We start from the raw sequence: 15,161 nt of genomic DNA, 5'->3' as shown, positions 1-15,161 counted from the left end.
GATTTGTGTTCTACGGTGTTACATGTGGTGTGTATCTATCGTAGATCCGTTTTTTGTATCTGTAAATACGAAAATCGAATTTAAGGTTGTCTTGATGCGTATAGAAAATGCTGTGGCGTCAGAGGTTTTAGAAAGAATCCTTTCTTCTTATGGGTTTACTATGCAGAAGGAGCTTGCTGAAAAACTGGAAATTTCCAGCAGTAACGTGGGCGGATGGCTATTGCGAGGGCAAGTTCCAGGCACGGTTATAGTGCGGTGCGCTCTGGATACAGGCGCGGATGTTACTTGGTTAGTAACCGGTAAATTTGCAAATTCGAATTTAGAAGTTGGCAAATCCACACTTCACGGTAAGGCCCTGTATGAAAAAATCCAAGCTGCAGGGGGTAAGCCTGTACTGCGAAGGATGTTAGATGCGTACGGGTTTCGAACTCAAAAAGAACTCGGAGACTTTTTGGACATTTCCACCGCAACAATCAGCACTTGGGTCAGGCGTGAATATTTCCCCGGCGATGCGGTTGTGGCGTGTGCTTTAGATACTGGAGTATCGCTACTATGGCTGGCCACTGGGCAAGGTAATCCTGGTAATCCAGACGCTGTGTCATATGAGCCTCTTTTCGTAGCTCTTCGCAGAGTTACGATCACGTCTGGAAGGTTAACCGAGGAAGGGCACTGGGTAGCTGATCCATCATTTATCCCTGAAAATGAAAAGTCGCTACGTTTTGTAGAACGAGGAAGTGATGCTTGGTTAATAGCTTTCGACAGGAATACCATTGGCAATGGTAAGTGGTTACTTAATATCGATGGTGTTCACGATATTTACTCTGTATCCCGAATCCCAGGGAATAAGATAAAGGTGTCAGGTGCCTCATCAGAGTTTGAATGTTTTGCTGCTGATGTTGAATGTATTGGTGAAGTGATAAAAACAATTTCAAGCAATTAAGGCTAAATGATGAGAGATAATCGAAATATTGAACGGTTGGCATTTGATTTTTTCAAGCGCTTTTCAACGGCCGAATATGCATTGAAAGTGTCTGGGTTTTATAAAAAAAGGAATCGCCATTTTTATGATGCTGATGCAGACTGGGATAGTTTCGCCAATGAACAAAGTACTATTGATATAGTCAGTGATGTCAATTTAAGAAACTCTGTTAGATTTATTTTGGATAACCCACCGAAAAAGCAAGTCATAACTATGGGGGTTATTGATTGGGCAGAAATAACTCCTGAGAACATGACTGACTGTCAGCGTTTGTTTATTTACATTAGAAGAATAAGAAACAATCTATTTCATGGTGGGAAATTTGGGAATGGTCAATGGTTCGAACCACAACGGAGTAGGCAGTTAATGGAGGCTGCAATTGAAATCATTAACGAATCAATGATTGCTTCGCAAATAGTTAGAGATGCGTACCAACTTGCCGCTAGATTGCCTGATGAGAATGAATAGCATGTCTATGGATGTATGCTTACATGGATTTTTTAATGAGTTCATCTCATTTAAATCGCGCCATCACCATTTTTTTATTGAGTTTTTTAAGTGATTGTTGGTTACATTATGAATGTAACAGGGTAGAACAAAAAAATTTTTTTTAGTAAACTACATCATAATCTTTTTTGCATGGGGTGCTTACCATGCTAACTATAATCAATTGTATTATTTAAAGGATGGGAAATGTACTCACTGGCGCCATATTTTATTCGATGCTATGACAAAAATAATGAATCAAAAAATGTAGAGGAAAGATATGATTTTTTGAACAGAATAGGTCAGTATGACATTTATAAATTATTGGAGGATTTTATTTCTTTGCATAAAGATTTTAAAAAAATCTCTGATAGCAAAGAAACATATAAATTTCATAACGTAAAGAAAAAACCTAAGGAGAGGGTTATCTCCGGGTGGATGAGTTTAGGTCACTATGGTATCAAAAATGATATAATCAACACTGATGATAATCAATTGGCCTTCTCGAAAGAAGAAAATCACGCGGATGTCAAAAATTATTACTTTCAATTTTATTTTCCTTTAGAGTCAAGGAAAGGTGTCTGCCTCTTATATGCATATAAAAAAGATGGGATAAAGTCATTATTCCAAAAGGAATTCTCAAAATTCTTTACTGGAAAAACCAATAAAAATATACAGATCAATCCACTGACTTATGATAAGGCTGTAATTCCATGGTTGGAGGCAGAGACTAAAGAATTGAGGGTAATTGGCTTTACGGCACCGAAATCTCTAGAAGATAGTATTTCTTCTCTTGGTGATATTGATGGTGAATATGTATTGAAACCGAAGAAAAATGGTACATTTGGGAAGTTCAAGAATTTTAGGAAAAAAGATACAGACCAAGCAAAGTTGGTTGAACTATTAAGTGAAGAGGCATCTCAGGTCAAAGTTAAGGTTGTTATGGGGGGAGGTACTAAGACATTTAGTGTTGGGAAGTCTGAAAGAAGCACGATGTGTCAGATAGAAATAGATTTGGACGTGGTTAGTGTGGTTGCTGGCAATCCTGATTTTGATTCCTTAGATGGGTGGGCGTCTGGTATAGTGTCTGACATAAGAAAGGAAATTGGCATATAACGGGAGGTATACATGAGCAATAAAATAAATATATTGTGCATAGTAACAGCTCACTTCAACACGCTGAGGGATATTGGAAGTAATAAAATATCCAAATCAGATTGCGTTACTTTTGTTATTTTACCGATTTTAATTTCTGTTTTTTCGGCTTATAATAATTTTAATTTAAATAAAGACCTTGATTCTCTCTTAGTTAACTTTGGTGCTATATTCACGGCTCTATTATTATCAGTTATTGTCTTGATTTATGATCAGGAAAATAGAACGATAGAAAAAGTCAGAGACAACTCTGAAAGTATTGGGGTTGTAACCAACAGAAAATTATCTTTGTTGAAAGAGCTATATCACAATATCTCTTATGCTATCTTATGCTCACTGATATTAGTTGTGTTGACATTCATTCACTCTACTCTTGATCCTATAACTCCAAAGGTTTTGGAAGAAAGTCTGGTGGTTGTTGATTATAAGATATGGAAATTAAATTTAGATTTTAGTTTTATTTTCACATGGGCAACCAAGATTATAACCCCACTTATAATATTAGTAACCACTAATATTGTCTTGACTATTATAATGATTGTCAAAAGATTATATCTTATCCTCATTAATAACTCTAATTAGCACTACTAGGTGCGTAGCCAATTTGTAGCCATTTATCAAGGCTCCGCACCATAAATCACTGAATATTATCGGTTTTTAATAAAATGTATCGTATTCGGTCTTTTTTTGTGTGTTTGATTTATAAGTGTTTATTTAAAGAAATAGAACCTCGATATTAGACCTTTCACGAGCATCACGTATTCTTTTCCCTCTTTATTTAAGCCTATTGTTGGGTCTGTACTGCATCTTGTATGCTGGCCTTAACAGAATTTCGCAGAAGGTGAATGCTCGTTGGATACGAATAAATATGGTCAATCTGTAGGCTTTCCCTTGCCTGAATGGCAGCCCGCGACATTTCCGAGATTGAGTGAGTTAAACGGACAGTACTGCAAACTTTCTTCCCTTGAAATCGGTCATTGCGAAGCGCTTTTCGATGCATTTTCATTAGCAACAGATGACCGAGACTGGACCTGGCTTGGTGCCGAACAACCTGCCTGTCTGCAGGAAATGATGCTTTGGATTAAAGACAAAATTAACGACAGTAGTTTGGTCGCCTGGACCGTGGCAGAGATGACAAGTGGCCGCCCGGTTGGCGTTGTCTGCTATAGCTGCATCGATACCGTTAACGGCGCACTGGAAATAGGGCATGTTACCTGGTCACCATTGATGCAACGAACCACCATGGGTACAGAGGCCATACAACTGCTACTCAAAAATGCTTTTTCTTTGGGCTACCGTCGGGTTGCATGGCGTTGTGATTCACTGAATGTGGCGTCAAGAAAGGCTGCTGAAAGGCTGGGGTTTTCGTTTGAAGGACGTTTTCGTCAGGCGATGACTCGTAAACAACGTAACCGCGATACGGACTGGTTATCAGTTATCGATATCGAATGGCCAATTGTAGACAGGGCTCTTTCAGGTTGGCTTTCACCCGATAACTTCACAGAAGGTGGAACTCAAAAGTGCAATCTTGAAGCATTTTTCAAAATAGCAGCAGTAGCGGAATGAAGTAACTCCATGTGCTGGCAAGTCGACCAGAGAGCACTGCGCTTTTAAGGGTAAAGATCCTGAATTTATAAGCTGCATTAAGCCCTATTTACCGAAATAGGGCTGTCGCTCTGGTCAATGCAAAACCATCAGTTATTTGCTGGGCCAGCCTTAAAGGTGTAAGTGGCAAACAGCGCGGTTACCGCCTGCTGAATTTGGGTTTGGCTGGCCGGTGTACCATCTGAGTTCAGCGTATTACTGGCGGTTCCACGCCAGACCAGCTGTTTTTTCTTGCTGTCCACCAGGTCAACCGTTAGGGTGCCTTCGGTATAGCTCCATACGGTTTGATTATAACCGCCCCAGCCTGCATAACCTCGGCGGCCAACCGGAACCGGGGCATCATTCACCTGCACTTTGTTCTGTTTCATTGCGCTGCTGTACACCAACAGGTCAGGCGTTGCGCTGGCCTTATAACCGCGCTGTTCCATCTGTTGTTTAATTGCCGATTGAATGTACTTGCCTGTAAGCGTCTGGTATTGCCCGCTGGTCTCGGTGGCAAAACCGTAGGTGTGATATTGGGTGAAGTTAGCGCTGTGATCATAATCACTGGTCACCTGCGGCTGGCTGGCACAGCCTGATAATAAAGCCATCGAACTCGCGATGAAAATATAAGGAAGTGAACGCATGGAAAACCCCTTTAGGATTATTGATTTCATAAAGTTAGACGCAGAAGCTGTGGTTGGCAAATGGCGACCGTACTCACTCTATTCAGAATTCTGAACAGGCTGCTGGCCCCGGTAGCCGTAGCTTTGTTACTATCACCCTACCTAAAGACTTAATGGTACATTACATTGAAAATCAAAGCGTTGTTATTTGTTGCCTTGGCCGGTCTGGCCGGCTGCAGCCAGGAGGGAGCGACAGTGAGTCAACCGGTGAATAAAGACGGAAACCATACGGAAGTGTTGTTGGTGAACAGCGCTCTGGCAAATTGTACGGGCGTTGCCCCAATGAAGTGCATGCAGGTGCGTCATTCCGCGCAAGAACCGTGGGGATTGTTCTATACCGGGATTGAAGGTTTTACTTTTGAACCGGGCTACAACTACCGCCTGAAAGTGCAGGTGACGGAGGTGGAAAATCCGCCGGCCGATGCTTCTTCACTGCGTTATACGTTGATTGAACAGCTGGAAAAGAATAAAGCCTAAGTGGTTTTATCGGGCCGGGCGCACAACCGCCTGGCCTTGAAACTCCCCCAGATTCCTCGTTCCTGTCCCCATGAATCCTGTAGCGGTAACAAGATTTTCACCGGGACAACTGGTCTGTTCACTGCACTTGTTGCGATTCTGCCACGCACCCAGCTTAAGTATATTGAGAAAATCAGGTATATTGTCCTTCGGTTTTTAGCTACCAAGAAAAAATTACTATGATTATCAAACCTAAAATTCGTGGTTTTATCTGCACTACCGCTCATCCGGCAGGTTGTGAAGCCAATGTCCGTGAGCAAATTGCCTACGTTAAGTCACGTGGCGAACTGAAAAACGGTCCGAAAAAAGTGCTGGTGATCGGTGCTTCCACCGGTTACGGCCTGGCGTCACGTATCAATGCCGCATTCGGCAGTGGTGCAGCCACCATCGGCGTATTTTTTGAAAAGCCGGGCAGCGAAGCCAAAACCGGTTCTGCCGGCTGGTACAACTCTGCTGGTTTTGACAAGGCAGCTAAAGAAGAAGGCCTGTACGCGAAAAGCGTTAACGGCGATGCGTTCTCCAACGAATGCCGCCAAACGGTTATCGACCTGATCAAACAGGATCTGGGCCAGATTGACATGGTAGTTTACTCGCTGGCCTCGCCAGTGCGTAAAATGCCGGAAACCGGTGAAGTAGTGCGCTCTGCACTGAAACCTATCGGCGAACCGTACAAATCCGTGGCGCTCGATACCAACAAAGACGTGCTGGTTGAAGCCGTGGTTGAGCCGGCCAACGAGCAAGAAATTGCTGATACCGTCAAAGTGATGGGCGGCCAGGACTGGCAGCTGTGGATGGACGCACTGGAAGAAGCCGGCGTGCTGGCGGACAATGTGCAGGCAGTGGCTTACTCCTATATCGGTACCGATCTGACCTGGCCAATCTACTGGCACGGTACGCTGGGCAAGGCAAAAGAAGATTTGGATCGCGCGGCTCTGGCCATCGATCAGAAACTGAAGGCCAAAGGTGGCGCGGCTTACGTTGCCGTGCTGAAGTCGGTGGTGACTCAGGCTTCTTCCGCTATTCCGGTAATGCCGTTGTACATCTCTATCGTCTTCAAAATCATGAAGGCTCAGGGGATCCACGAAGGTTGCATCGAGCAAATCCAGCGTCTGTTCGCCACCAAACTGTACAGTGGCACGGCACCGGATACCGATGAGAAGCACCGTCTGCGTCTGGACGACTGGGAACTGCGCGACGACGTGCAGAACACCTGCCGTGAAATCTGGGCACAGATCAACGATAACAACATCAATGAACTGACTGATTACCAGGGCTATAAGGCCGAGTTCCTGCGTCTGTTCGGTTTTGGTCTGCAAGGCGTTGATTACGAAGCCGACCTCAGCGGTGAAGTTAAGTTTGATGTGGTTGAGTTAGTCTAAACCCGTCGGGCAATGAAAGAAGGCCGGGAGAGATCCTGGCCTTTTTTAGTTCTATCATCCGGTTTATTCCTGGTCGAATTATTTCCCATCTTTTCGAAACATAATCCAGTTTGTCGCGGTGCTCTCGCGGTAGAATGTGAATTAATAAACTAAAAAAAGTAATTTTTTATTTACTGCCATTAACCGTTAAGTTTATTTTAAAAGAGAACATACAGCTGATAAACCATGGGTGGGTTGCGGACATTAGATCGTTAAACGGCTAAGCATATTAATTACACCTATTATTAACCTCAGTAATTTCTATTCTATTAATATTGGGTGTTTACCCGTCGACCTGTATTTCATCTGAGTGCTGTTGATTAAATAAACAATGGAACCCTCGTTAATTTAATTAGGGTAAGCCGCTTTGCGGGCTTTAATGGAGTGTATTAATGAAACGTATCTTTCTTGCCTGCGTGGCGCAGTGCTATTGCTTCTCTGCATTGGCGTCGGTTGATTTGCAGTACCACGCCGAACCGCCGCTGGATAATAAAGTCTCAGAAAGTTATCAGCAGAAGCGCAGCGTGCTGAAACATAAGATCTGGAGCGCAGAGGCCCTTGCGCAGGCTAATGAGGAAGCGCTTAAGCAGGAACAACAGCATGCGGCTGCCGAACTGGCAAACCGACGGCAGCATAATAGCCTGAATGGCCATTATCGCTGTGGTAAACATAAGCAACAACACGGCAAACCCTGTTTTCCATCGGGTGGGGCAATGGATATTCCTGTCTATAAGAAGCGCCATCGCTGACGCTCTCCATCTGTATTACAGGCAGGGAACCCCGCTGTTCGACGCTATTTTACCGCGCCTTTCAGCAGCAGCGGCGGTACCTGTATTGCCAGGAAATCCACCAGTGCGCGTACCGAAGGCAGCATGCCACGCCGGGTCGGAAACACGGCGTGCATAATTAGCGGGGCGCAGGCCCATTGCGGTAACACGCGCACCAATTCGCCCTGTAGCAGCGCCTGATGGCAGGTGATATCCGGTAGCAGCGCGATACCCAGGTGCTGATAAAGCGCACTGCGGACGATACCCCATTCGCTGCACATCAGCCGCGGGCGCACGCGCACCGCTCTTTTTTCCCCTTCTGGGCCTTCCAGATCCCAGGTTTGTTGTTCGCCCACGTCGACCAAGGTGAGCAGATCGTGAGTGCTCAACTGCTGCGGATCGGTCAAGGGCGGGTGCTGCGCCAGATATTGCGGCGAAGCGACCAGGATACGCACGCTTTGGCCCAGCTCACGGGCAATCATGCCTTCACTCATATCTTTGCGCTGGCGCAGACGCAGCGCCACATCAATTTTGTCGGTCACTGGATCAAAGCGGTTGTCGTTCGCCAACAGCTGTACCTGAATGCCGGGGTTCTCCGCCATAAAGGCGGGCAGGCAGGGGGAAAGCAACACATCGGCCGCCAGTTTTGGGCAACTGACGCGCACTAGCCCGGAAGGCTCTGCCCGGCTTTGATCAATCAGCTCCTGGGCGATCTCGGCCTCGTTGATCGCTATCTGCGCATGGCGCAACAGCAGCGAACCGGTCTCCGTCAGCTTGACCCGCCGGGTTGTGCGCTGGAACAGCAGCACGCCAAGACGATTCTCCAGCGCCAACACGCGGGCGCTCAGTTTGGATTTTGGTATATCCAGCGCCCGGCTGGCGGCGGAGAACCCGCCGTACTGGGCCACCTGGGCAAAATAATAGAGGTCGTTCAGGTCTTTCAATATGCCTTTCTGCATTCTTATTGTCCTTAATTAGAGAACAGTGAATCAGAGTATGGCATCTTTTTGCGCCTAATAGTGCATCTTATACTGCCCCACATCGAAGCAACGGTATCAGGCTCAGTGGGAGAGACGATGGAAATTACAGCAGCAGTTAGTGATAAGGCGACGGAGGGATTCTCCCTCAAGCAGTTGCAACTTGGCGAACCCCGTGCCGATGAAGTGTTGGTAAAACTGGTGGCGACCGGCCTGTGTCATACCGATATTGCGGCCCATAAAGGCATTATCCCGATGCCGGCACCGGTGGTCCTTGGTCACGAAGGGGCCGGGGTGGTGGTGCGGGTAGGCGCCGGGGTCAGTAAGGTGGCGCCTGGCGATCATGTGGTGCTGTCACTGGCCTCTTGCGGCACCTGTGACAAGTGCAGCATCGGCATGCCGACCTATTGTCGTCAACATGTGCCACTGAACTGGCTGGCCCAGCGCAGTGATGGTTCGGTCAGTCTGCATGACGCCGGGGGCGACGTGCACAGTCACTTCTTCGGCCAATCCTCTTTCGCGCAATACGCGGTGGTCAATGCCAGCAGTATAGTGCCGATCGATAAGACCATCCCGCTGGAGTTCCTCGGGCCGTTGGCTTGCGGGCTAATGACCGGTGCGGGGGCCGTGATTAATACTCTGCAGGCACCAACGGGTTCCACGCTGGTGGTGTTTGGCCTCGGTGCGGTGGGGCTGGCGGCGGTGATGGCGGCGCGGGTAGTGGGCTGTGGTCAAATTGTCGCCGTGGACATCAAGGAGAACCGTCTGGCGTTGGCCAAAGAACTGGGTGCCACTGTGGTGATCAACTCAAAAACGGCAGACGTCGCTGAAGTGATCCAGCAACTGACCGGCGGTCGCGGTGCGGATTATAGCGTTGAGGCCGCCGGGCATGCCGGTGTCATGGCTGATGCGGTGCGAGTGCTGGCGGAAAATGGCAAATGCGTACTGACCGGCGTGGTGCCGCAGGGCGAATCCTTGCCGCTCGACATCATGCACCTGATACGTGGACGGGCAGTGCAGGGCTCCATTATGGGCGATGCGGCACCGGCGGTGTTTATCCCGATGTTGGCACAGCTGTTCCAACAGGGGCGGTTCCCGATCGATCGCCTGATCCGTTTTTATGCGATGAAAGACATCAACCAGGCGATGGCGGATTCACAATCCGGCGAAACCATTAAAGCCGTTATCCGTATGTAATCCTTATAAGGTAAATAACATGAAAAAACTTTTTACAGCGGCCCTGCTGGGGCTGATGGGTACGGCTGCGTCCGTGCAGGCCAACGACCATATTATCGAAAAACAGGGGCTGTATTATTTGCAGCCAGGCTATGACGTTAATGATGTCGCCGAGTTTTACTGGCGTAGCCTGAATGGCTGGTCGGAAAAACCGGACAATGTGGCGAAATACTTTACGCCGCAGGGGGTGTTTGAACTGCCTTATGCGCCGGTAGAAGATTTCAGCTTCTTCGCCACGGCCTCCAAGGGGCGTGAAAATATGACCCGTTACTTTACCGGCATGAGCGAATACCTCGGCGATCTGAAATATGCCGACTGGAAGGGCTGGAGAAAAGTGGTGACGGCGGAACCTGGCGTGTTTGTGTTTGAATACACCAGCAGCGGTAAGATCAAACAAAGCGGCGGCGATTATAATCAGCAGTTTATTGCCATCGTGACCATCAACGATGGGCAGATTGCCAGCGCCCGCGAATATTGGAACCCGTATGTGGCGCTGCGTGATTTTGGTCTGATCCGTAAAACGCAATAACAATCCGTAGATGCCCCCGGTTCACTCCGGGGGCATCGGCTAACGGCAGTACTCTTTCAGCATGGCGATGGCATCCGGCTTTAGCTGATAAAGATAGACCGGCCTGCCGGTGGTGCCATACAGAATACGGGTGCCGAGAATGCCGCTTTCCGCCAAATAGATCAGATATTTTCGGCAAGAAACGCGGGAAATCCCGATGGCATTAGCCAGGTTATCGGTCGAAAACTCCCCATCGTGCTGTTGTTCAATCCATTCGCACACCGTACTTAGCGTGATGCTGGTCAGCCCCTTCGGCAGCTTTTTCCCTTCGGTGCTGCTTGGCTGGCGGCGTAACAGGCTGTCCACATCTCCCTGCGAGAATTCGCGCTGCGCCAGAATTTGCGACTGTTGCTGATAGTTATTCAACGCCTCTTTGAAACGCCCAAACTGGAAAGGTTTGATCAGGTAATCCACCACGCCGTAGTGCAGGGCGCGTTGCACCGTATCCACGTCGCTGGCGGAAGAGATGATGATGACGTCGGTTTTTTCACCTAATTCGCGCAGGCCGGGCAGCAAGTCCAGCCCGTTTTCCTGCTGCATATAGATATCCAGCAGTACCAGATCGATACTGACTTCGGCGTCGGCCAGCAGTGCGCGTGCCTGTGCCAGGGTGGCGACCGTAGCCAGGCAGTGAAAACCGCTCACCTGGCTCAGGTAGTATTTGTTTAACTCCGCCACCATCGGGTCGTCGTCGATAATCAATACGTTAATCATGGTTCAGCCCTTGGCCTGATAGGGAATATGTACAAAGAATTGGGTCAGCTCACCCGGTTCAGATTCGAAATCAATGCTGCCGCCCAGTTTTTCCAGACTGCTGCGGATCAACGCCAGCCCGATACCGCGCCCCGGCCCTTTGGTTGAAACACCCTGTTCAAAGATACGTGCGCCGAGAGCCGGATCGATACCGGGACCGTCATCGCTGACTATACAGTGTAAGTGATTCTCATTGTGATGAAAGCTCAGGTTGATCTCGTGCCCTTCGACGCCATCGATAGCGTCAATGGCGTTGTCAATCAGGTTACCCAGCACGCTGATCAGCACGTGAGTGGTTTCTGCGTCGTCGGTCTCTGGCAGCAGGCTGGATTCATCAATGATCAGCTCGATACCGGCTTCATGGGCGCGGCTGATCTTGCCAATAAAAAAGCCAGCAACTTCCGGCGACTGGATTTTCCGCAACAGCGCGCCGATCTCTTCCTGATAGGTGCTGGCGGTGTTGATGATGTAGTTTTCCAACTGCTGGTAGGCCTTCATGTGCAGCATGCCGAGGATCACATGCAGCTTGTTCATAAACTCATGTGACTGGACGCGCAGCGCGTCGGCATAGTGCGCCATGCCGCTCAGGCGCTGTACCAACTGGCTGATTTCGGTTTTATCGCGGAAGGTGGCGATGGCACCAATCACCTGGCCCTTGACGATCACCGGCACGGTATTGGTCAGCAGTTCGCTGCCGTTAAAGCTGATCTGCTGGTCACGTAGCGGTTGACCGCTTTCCAGCACTTCTGCCAGATGCAGCTGTGTCGGCCAGTGTTTGCTGGCGGACTCCAACAGCAGGTTTTCGAAAGGCCCATTTTGGCGCAACAGACGTTTGGCCTCATCGTTAACAATGGTGATGCGTGACTGGTTATCGACCGCAATCACGCCTTCTTTAATCGATTGCAGCATGGCGTTGCGCTGCTCAAACAGATTGGATATTTCGTAAGGTTCAAAACCGAGCATGATGCGCTTCAGGGCTTTCACCAAAAAGAAGATGCCGAGCGTGCCGACCAGTGCGGCGAAGGCCAGCGTCCAGTAGATGATCCAGCGGCTTTCGCCCACCACCCGTTGAACGGTGTCGAGCGCAATACCCAGTGCCACCACGCCAATTTGCCGCCGTTCGCTGTCGTAAACCGGGGCAAATACCCGCAGTGAAGGGGCTAACGCGCCTCGATTAATGGCGCTGTTGGTTTCACCGCGTAGCGCGGGTTCCAAATCGTCCCCGATAAAATGTTGGCCGATCAACCAGGGTTTGGGGTGTGAGTAGCGGATGCCTTTCATGTCCACCACCACCACAAACAGTAATTCATTTTTTTGGCGTACCTGCTCGGCAAAGCGCTGGACTGCGCCACTGTGATCTTCACGCTGCAGGCCATCAATGACATTCCCGGAGAGCGCCAGCGTTTCGGCAATGGCCATCGCTTTTTGGCGTTGCTGATCTTGTCCCTGGTGATTCATCTGCACGAAAAACAGCGCATATACCACCAATAGCACCGAAGCGATGATGGCAGACACCATCAGCGTGAGCGTGGTGCTGAGCTTCAGCGGTATCCGTTGTTTTGGCATGGCGGTTCTCCGAATGGGCCTGTCAGGATAATAGCGGGGAATGGAACGCGGGGTAGCGACCGGCAGCAGGTTATAACATGCTGCCGCCGGGTGAGGGATTATTTTAATTACAAAAGCGGCTGTCAGGGTTGATGGTAGATTTCCAGCCCCTGCTGACCGCTGGCACCCTGATGAATGATGGCCATTAACGCGCTGACCACTTTCGATGGGTTGCTGTGTTGATAGACATTGCGGCCATACACCATACCGGATGCCCCCTGGGCCATCAGTGCGGCGGATTTTTCCAGTACCGCACCCAGTTCGCCTTTACCGCCGCCGCGCACCAGCGTTGGGCAACGCGCCGCCTCCACAATGCGGTGAAAGTCTTCCACTCGTTCGGTCGGGTCGGCCTTGATGATATCGGCGCCCAGTTCACGGGCTAACCGGACCAACGGCACCATTTTTTCTACGTCACCGAGCGAACCATAGGCAGCGCCCTGGCCGGCTGGGGCCATCACTAGCGGCTCGATCATCAGCGGCATGGCGTAGCGATCGCAGGCATGACGCAGGCGGCCGATATTCTCGACACACTGGCGGAAAATGCCCGGCTCATCGGGGATCAGGTACAGGTTAACCACCACTGCCGCCGCATCCATCTGCAGTGCGGCGAGGATCGGCGCTTCCGGATTATGCAGCACCGCCCACATTTCACGGTGGCGTGCGGCGTTATAAGCATTGCCGACGTCGGTGCGCATCACCAGTGCCGGTTTATCGCGCTGGGTTGCGCGTTGCAATAAATCCGCCTGGCCATAATTGACCTGAATGGCATCGGGGCTGGCAACGATCAGGCTGTTAATGACTCGTTCGATATCCTCCAGGCCAATTAAAAAATCCGGTTCATTGGCGATACCGTGATCAATCGCCACGTCGAGGCATTTGCCGTTATTAAACAGCCGGTTCATCCGTACCTTACTGCTGAGCTGCATGTCTGATCCTCCTGAAAATACACGTCCATTCAGTATTGTCGAGTAACGCCGTGGATGAAACAGCGGATCCGCAAACTGCGTGCTCGCTCGCACATTTACCAAGAATGTACAGCATCGTTTTTCATCGTTACGGGAGCCTTTTGTTTGCCAAACGCACTTATGTCACGAACGCGATGGTGGCTTTTGCGCCATTTGTTAGATCCGTGTCATGTTTTTGTTACTTGGCCATTCCAAAACGCATGTTTCGCTTGTTTGAGTTAAAAAGTTTCAATAATCTCAATTTTGAAATAAACATTTGATAACGACATTGAGGCTTCAATGCCCAGATAGATTGTTTATTTTAAAGTGTTGTTTTTAATGTTATTTGAGACATTGGTCAAAGTTTTACACACCAACTGAATACGGGGAAAAAGCGATAAATCTGCCGTATCAAAGGGATAGCACCGACCGGATTGTTGTTTGAATGTAAAAAATATTTTTCATTAGCTGTCAAATCAACAGGCCTCTTCACTCTAACGATTAAAGGGTACAGAACATGAAGCTGAAGAAACTGATCGTCACCTCGGTATTGATGTGCATGTTGCCGGCCAGCGTGTTGGCAAAAGACATCAAAATCGGCGTTTCCATGGCTTATTTCGATGACAATTTTCTCACCATCCTGCGCCAGTCAATGCAGAACAAAATGAAGCAGGACGGCAACGTCAGCGGCCAATTTGAAGATGCGAAAGGGGATGTCGCCCAGCAGATCCAACAGATCGAGAACTTTGTCAGCCAGGGCGTCGACGCCATTATCCTCAACCCGGTCGATACCCAGGGTGTGAAACCGATGATCAAACTGGCGGAAGACGCCAAGATCCCGTTGGTGTTCGTTAACCGCCGTCCGGAAGTCAAGCTGCCGGCAGGTATGGCCTACGTAGGTTCAGACTCCAAACTGGCCGGCAAATTGCAGATGGAGGAGTTGGCCAAGCTGATGAACGGCAAGGGCAATGTGATGATCCTGATGGGGGAGCTGTCCAGCGAGGCGACCCGTGACCGGACCCGCGGCGTGGAGGAGGTGGCGGCCAAGTATCCCGACATCAAAATCCTCGACAAGCAAACTGCCAAGTTTGCCCGTAAAGAGGCCGTTGACGTCACCACCGACTGGGTGCTGACCGGCCAGAAGATTGATGCTATCGCCTCCAACAACGACGAAATGGCGATTGGCGCGATCCTGGCGCTGAAACAGGCGAAGAAAAGTGGCGTATTGGTGGCCGGCGTTGACGGGACCCCGGACGCACTGGAATACATCAAGAAGGGCGATCTGGCCGTGAGCGTATTCCAGGATGCCAAAGGGCAGGGTGAGGGCGCGGTGCAAACCGCCATTCAACTGGTAAAAGGCGAGAAGGTGGAAAGTAACGTACTGATCCCGTATCAGCTGATCACCAAGGCCAACTATCAGGAATTTGCCGACAAGAACAGAAAATAAGCGTTAAGGCAGCGCGGTAATATCCCTGCCGTATTTATCC

General features: G+C 49.2%; 16 protein-coding genes. 11 read left to right on the top strand and 5 right to left on the bottom strand.

The window, feature by feature from the left end; all coding sequences use genetic code 11:
- Nucleotides 1-94 precede the first annotated feature (94 nt).
- From FCL49_RS05095 to FCL49_RS05075, 5 genes are all read left to right on the top strand, one after another.
- Nucleotides 95-940, top strand: a complete 846-nt coding sequence (locus FCL49_RS05095) for a phage repressor protein CI (RefSeq protein ID WP_174352679.1) — start codon at nucleotides 95-97, stop codon at nucleotides 938-940.
- Nucleotides 941-946: 6 nt separating this feature from the next.
- Nucleotides 947-1,447, top strand: coding sequence for a hypothetical protein (locus FCL49_RS05090; protein WP_174352678.1), 501 nt, complete (start codon nucleotides 947-949; stop codon nucleotides 1,445-1,447).
- Nucleotides 1,448-1,672: 225 nt separating this feature from the next.
- On the top strand, nucleotides 1,673-2,581 hold the full coding sequence (locus FCL49_RS05085; protein ID WP_174352677.1) for a hypothetical protein: 909 nt from the start codon (nucleotides 1,673-1,675) through the stop codon (nucleotides 2,579-2,581).
- A gap of 12 nt (nucleotides 2,582-2,593) precedes the next feature.
- Complete coding sequence (locus FCL49_RS05080) at nucleotides 2,594-3,202, top strand: hypothetical protein (protein WP_174352676.1); 609 nt, start codon at nucleotides 2,594-2,596, stop codon at nucleotides 3,200-3,202.
- A 270-nt stretch (nucleotides 3,203-3,472) separates the two neighbouring features.
- Nucleotides 3,473-4,186 carry a GNAT family N-acetyltransferase gene (locus FCL49_RS05075; protein WP_174352675.1) on the top strand — a complete coding sequence of 238 codons (714 nt, stop codon included), beginning with the start codon at nucleotides 3,473-3,475 and terminating at the stop codon, nucleotides 4,184-4,186.
- Nucleotides 4,187-4,314: 128 nt separating this feature from the next.
- Here the strand turns inward: FCL49_RS05075 and FCL49_RS05070 are convergent, their stop codons facing one another.
- Nucleotides 4,315-4,815 (bottom strand): DUF4136 domain-containing protein, encoded by a 501-nt coding sequence (locus FCL49_RS05070; RefSeq protein WP_254611677.1) that lies wholly within the window; start codon nucleotides 4,813-4,815, stop codon nucleotides 4,315-4,317.
- A 201-nt stretch (nucleotides 4,816-5,016) separates the two neighbouring features.
- Between FCL49_RS05070 and FCL49_RS05065 the strand changes: the two genes are divergently transcribed.
- From FCL49_RS05065 to FCL49_RS05055, 3 genes are all read left to right on the top strand, one after another.
- Nucleotides 5,017-5,367, top strand: coding sequence for a DUF4377 domain-containing protein (locus tag FCL49_RS05065; RefSeq protein ID WP_174352673.1), 351 nt, complete (start codon nucleotides 5,017-5,019; stop codon nucleotides 5,365-5,367).
- 218 nt (nucleotides 5,368-5,585) lie between these two features.
- Nucleotides 5,586-6,785 (top strand): enoyl-ACP reductase FabV, encoded by a 1,200-nt coding sequence (gene fabV / locus FCL49_RS05060; protein ID WP_174352672.1) that lies wholly within the window; start codon nucleotides 5,586-5,588, stop codon nucleotides 6,783-6,785.
- A 431-nt stretch (nucleotides 6,786-7,216) separates the two neighbouring features.
- Nucleotides 7,217-7,573 carry a hypothetical protein gene (locus FCL49_RS05055; RefSeq protein ID WP_174352671.1) on the top strand — a complete coding sequence of 119 codons (357 nt, stop codon included), beginning with the start codon at nucleotides 7,217-7,219 and terminating at the stop codon, nucleotides 7,571-7,573.
- A 44-nt stretch (nucleotides 7,574-7,617) separates the two neighbouring features.
- On the opposite strand, the gene FCL49_RS05050 is transcribed toward FCL49_RS05055, so the two are convergent.
- Complete coding sequence (locus FCL49_RS05050; RefSeq protein WP_174352670.1) at nucleotides 7,618-8,550, bottom strand: LysR family transcriptional regulator; 933 nt, start codon at nucleotides 8,548-8,550, stop codon at nucleotides 7,618-7,620.
- Between the two features lie 117 nt (nucleotides 8,551-8,667).
- On the opposite strand from FCL49_RS05050, the gene FCL49_RS05045 reads away from it, so the two are divergent.
- Together FCL49_RS05045 and FCL49_RS05040 are read left to right on the top strand one after the other, a co-directional pair.
- Entirely contained in the window at nucleotides 8,668-9,765 is a 1,098-nt protein-coding gene (locus tag FCL49_RS05045; RefSeq protein WP_174352669.1) for an NAD(P)-dependent alcohol dehydrogenase, read from the top strand.
- Between the two features lie 19 nt (nucleotides 9,766-9,784).
- Complete coding sequence (locus tag FCL49_RS05040; RefSeq protein WP_174352668.1) at nucleotides 9,785-10,333, top strand: nuclear transport factor 2 family protein; 549 nt, start codon at nucleotides 9,785-9,787, stop codon at nucleotides 10,331-10,333.
- Between the two features lie 39 nt (nucleotides 10,334-10,372).
- Here the strand turns inward: FCL49_RS05040 and dcuR are convergent, their stop codons facing one another.
- The 3 genes from dcuR to FCL49_RS05025 all read right to left on the bottom strand — a co-directional run bounded on the left by dcuR (nucleotide 10,373) and on the right by FCL49_RS05025 (nucleotide 13,656).
- On the bottom strand, nucleotides 10,373-11,086 hold the full coding sequence (dcuR, locus tag FCL49_RS05035; protein ID WP_174352667.1) for a two-component system response regulator DcuR: 714 nt from the start codon (nucleotides 11,084-11,086) through the stop codon (nucleotides 10,373-10,375).
- 3 nt (nucleotides 11,087-11,089) lie between these two features.
- Nucleotides 11,090-12,691 (bottom strand): sensor histidine kinase, encoded by a 1,602-nt coding sequence (locus FCL49_RS05030; protein ID WP_174352666.1) that lies wholly within the window; start codon nucleotides 12,689-12,691, stop codon nucleotides 11,090-11,092.
- A gap of 122 nt (nucleotides 12,692-12,813) precedes the next feature.
- Complete coding sequence (locus FCL49_RS05025) at nucleotides 12,814-13,656, bottom strand: class I fructose-bisphosphate aldolase (RefSeq protein ID WP_174352665.1); 843 nt, start codon at nucleotides 13,654-13,656, stop codon at nucleotides 12,814-12,816.
- Nucleotides 13,657-14,191: 535 nt separating this feature from the next.
- Here FCL49_RS05025 and FCL49_RS05020 point away from each other — a divergent pair.
- Nucleotides 14,192-15,121 carry a sugar ABC transporter substrate-binding protein gene (locus tag FCL49_RS05020; protein WP_174352664.1) on the top strand — a complete coding sequence of 310 codons (930 nt, stop codon included), beginning with the start codon at nucleotides 14,192-14,194 and terminating at the stop codon, nucleotides 15,119-15,121.
- Nucleotides 15,122-15,161: the final 40 nt, after the last annotated feature.

Source organism: Serratia proteamaculans (assembly GCF_013337185.1).
GTDB classification, from domain to species: domain Bacteria; phylum Pseudomonadota; class Gammaproteobacteria; order Enterobacterales; family Enterobacteriaceae; genus Serratia; species Serratia proteamaculans_D.
The sequence above is the reverse complement of the archived record's forward strand: the minus strand, read 5'-3'. Positions and strand labels throughout refer to the sequence as shown.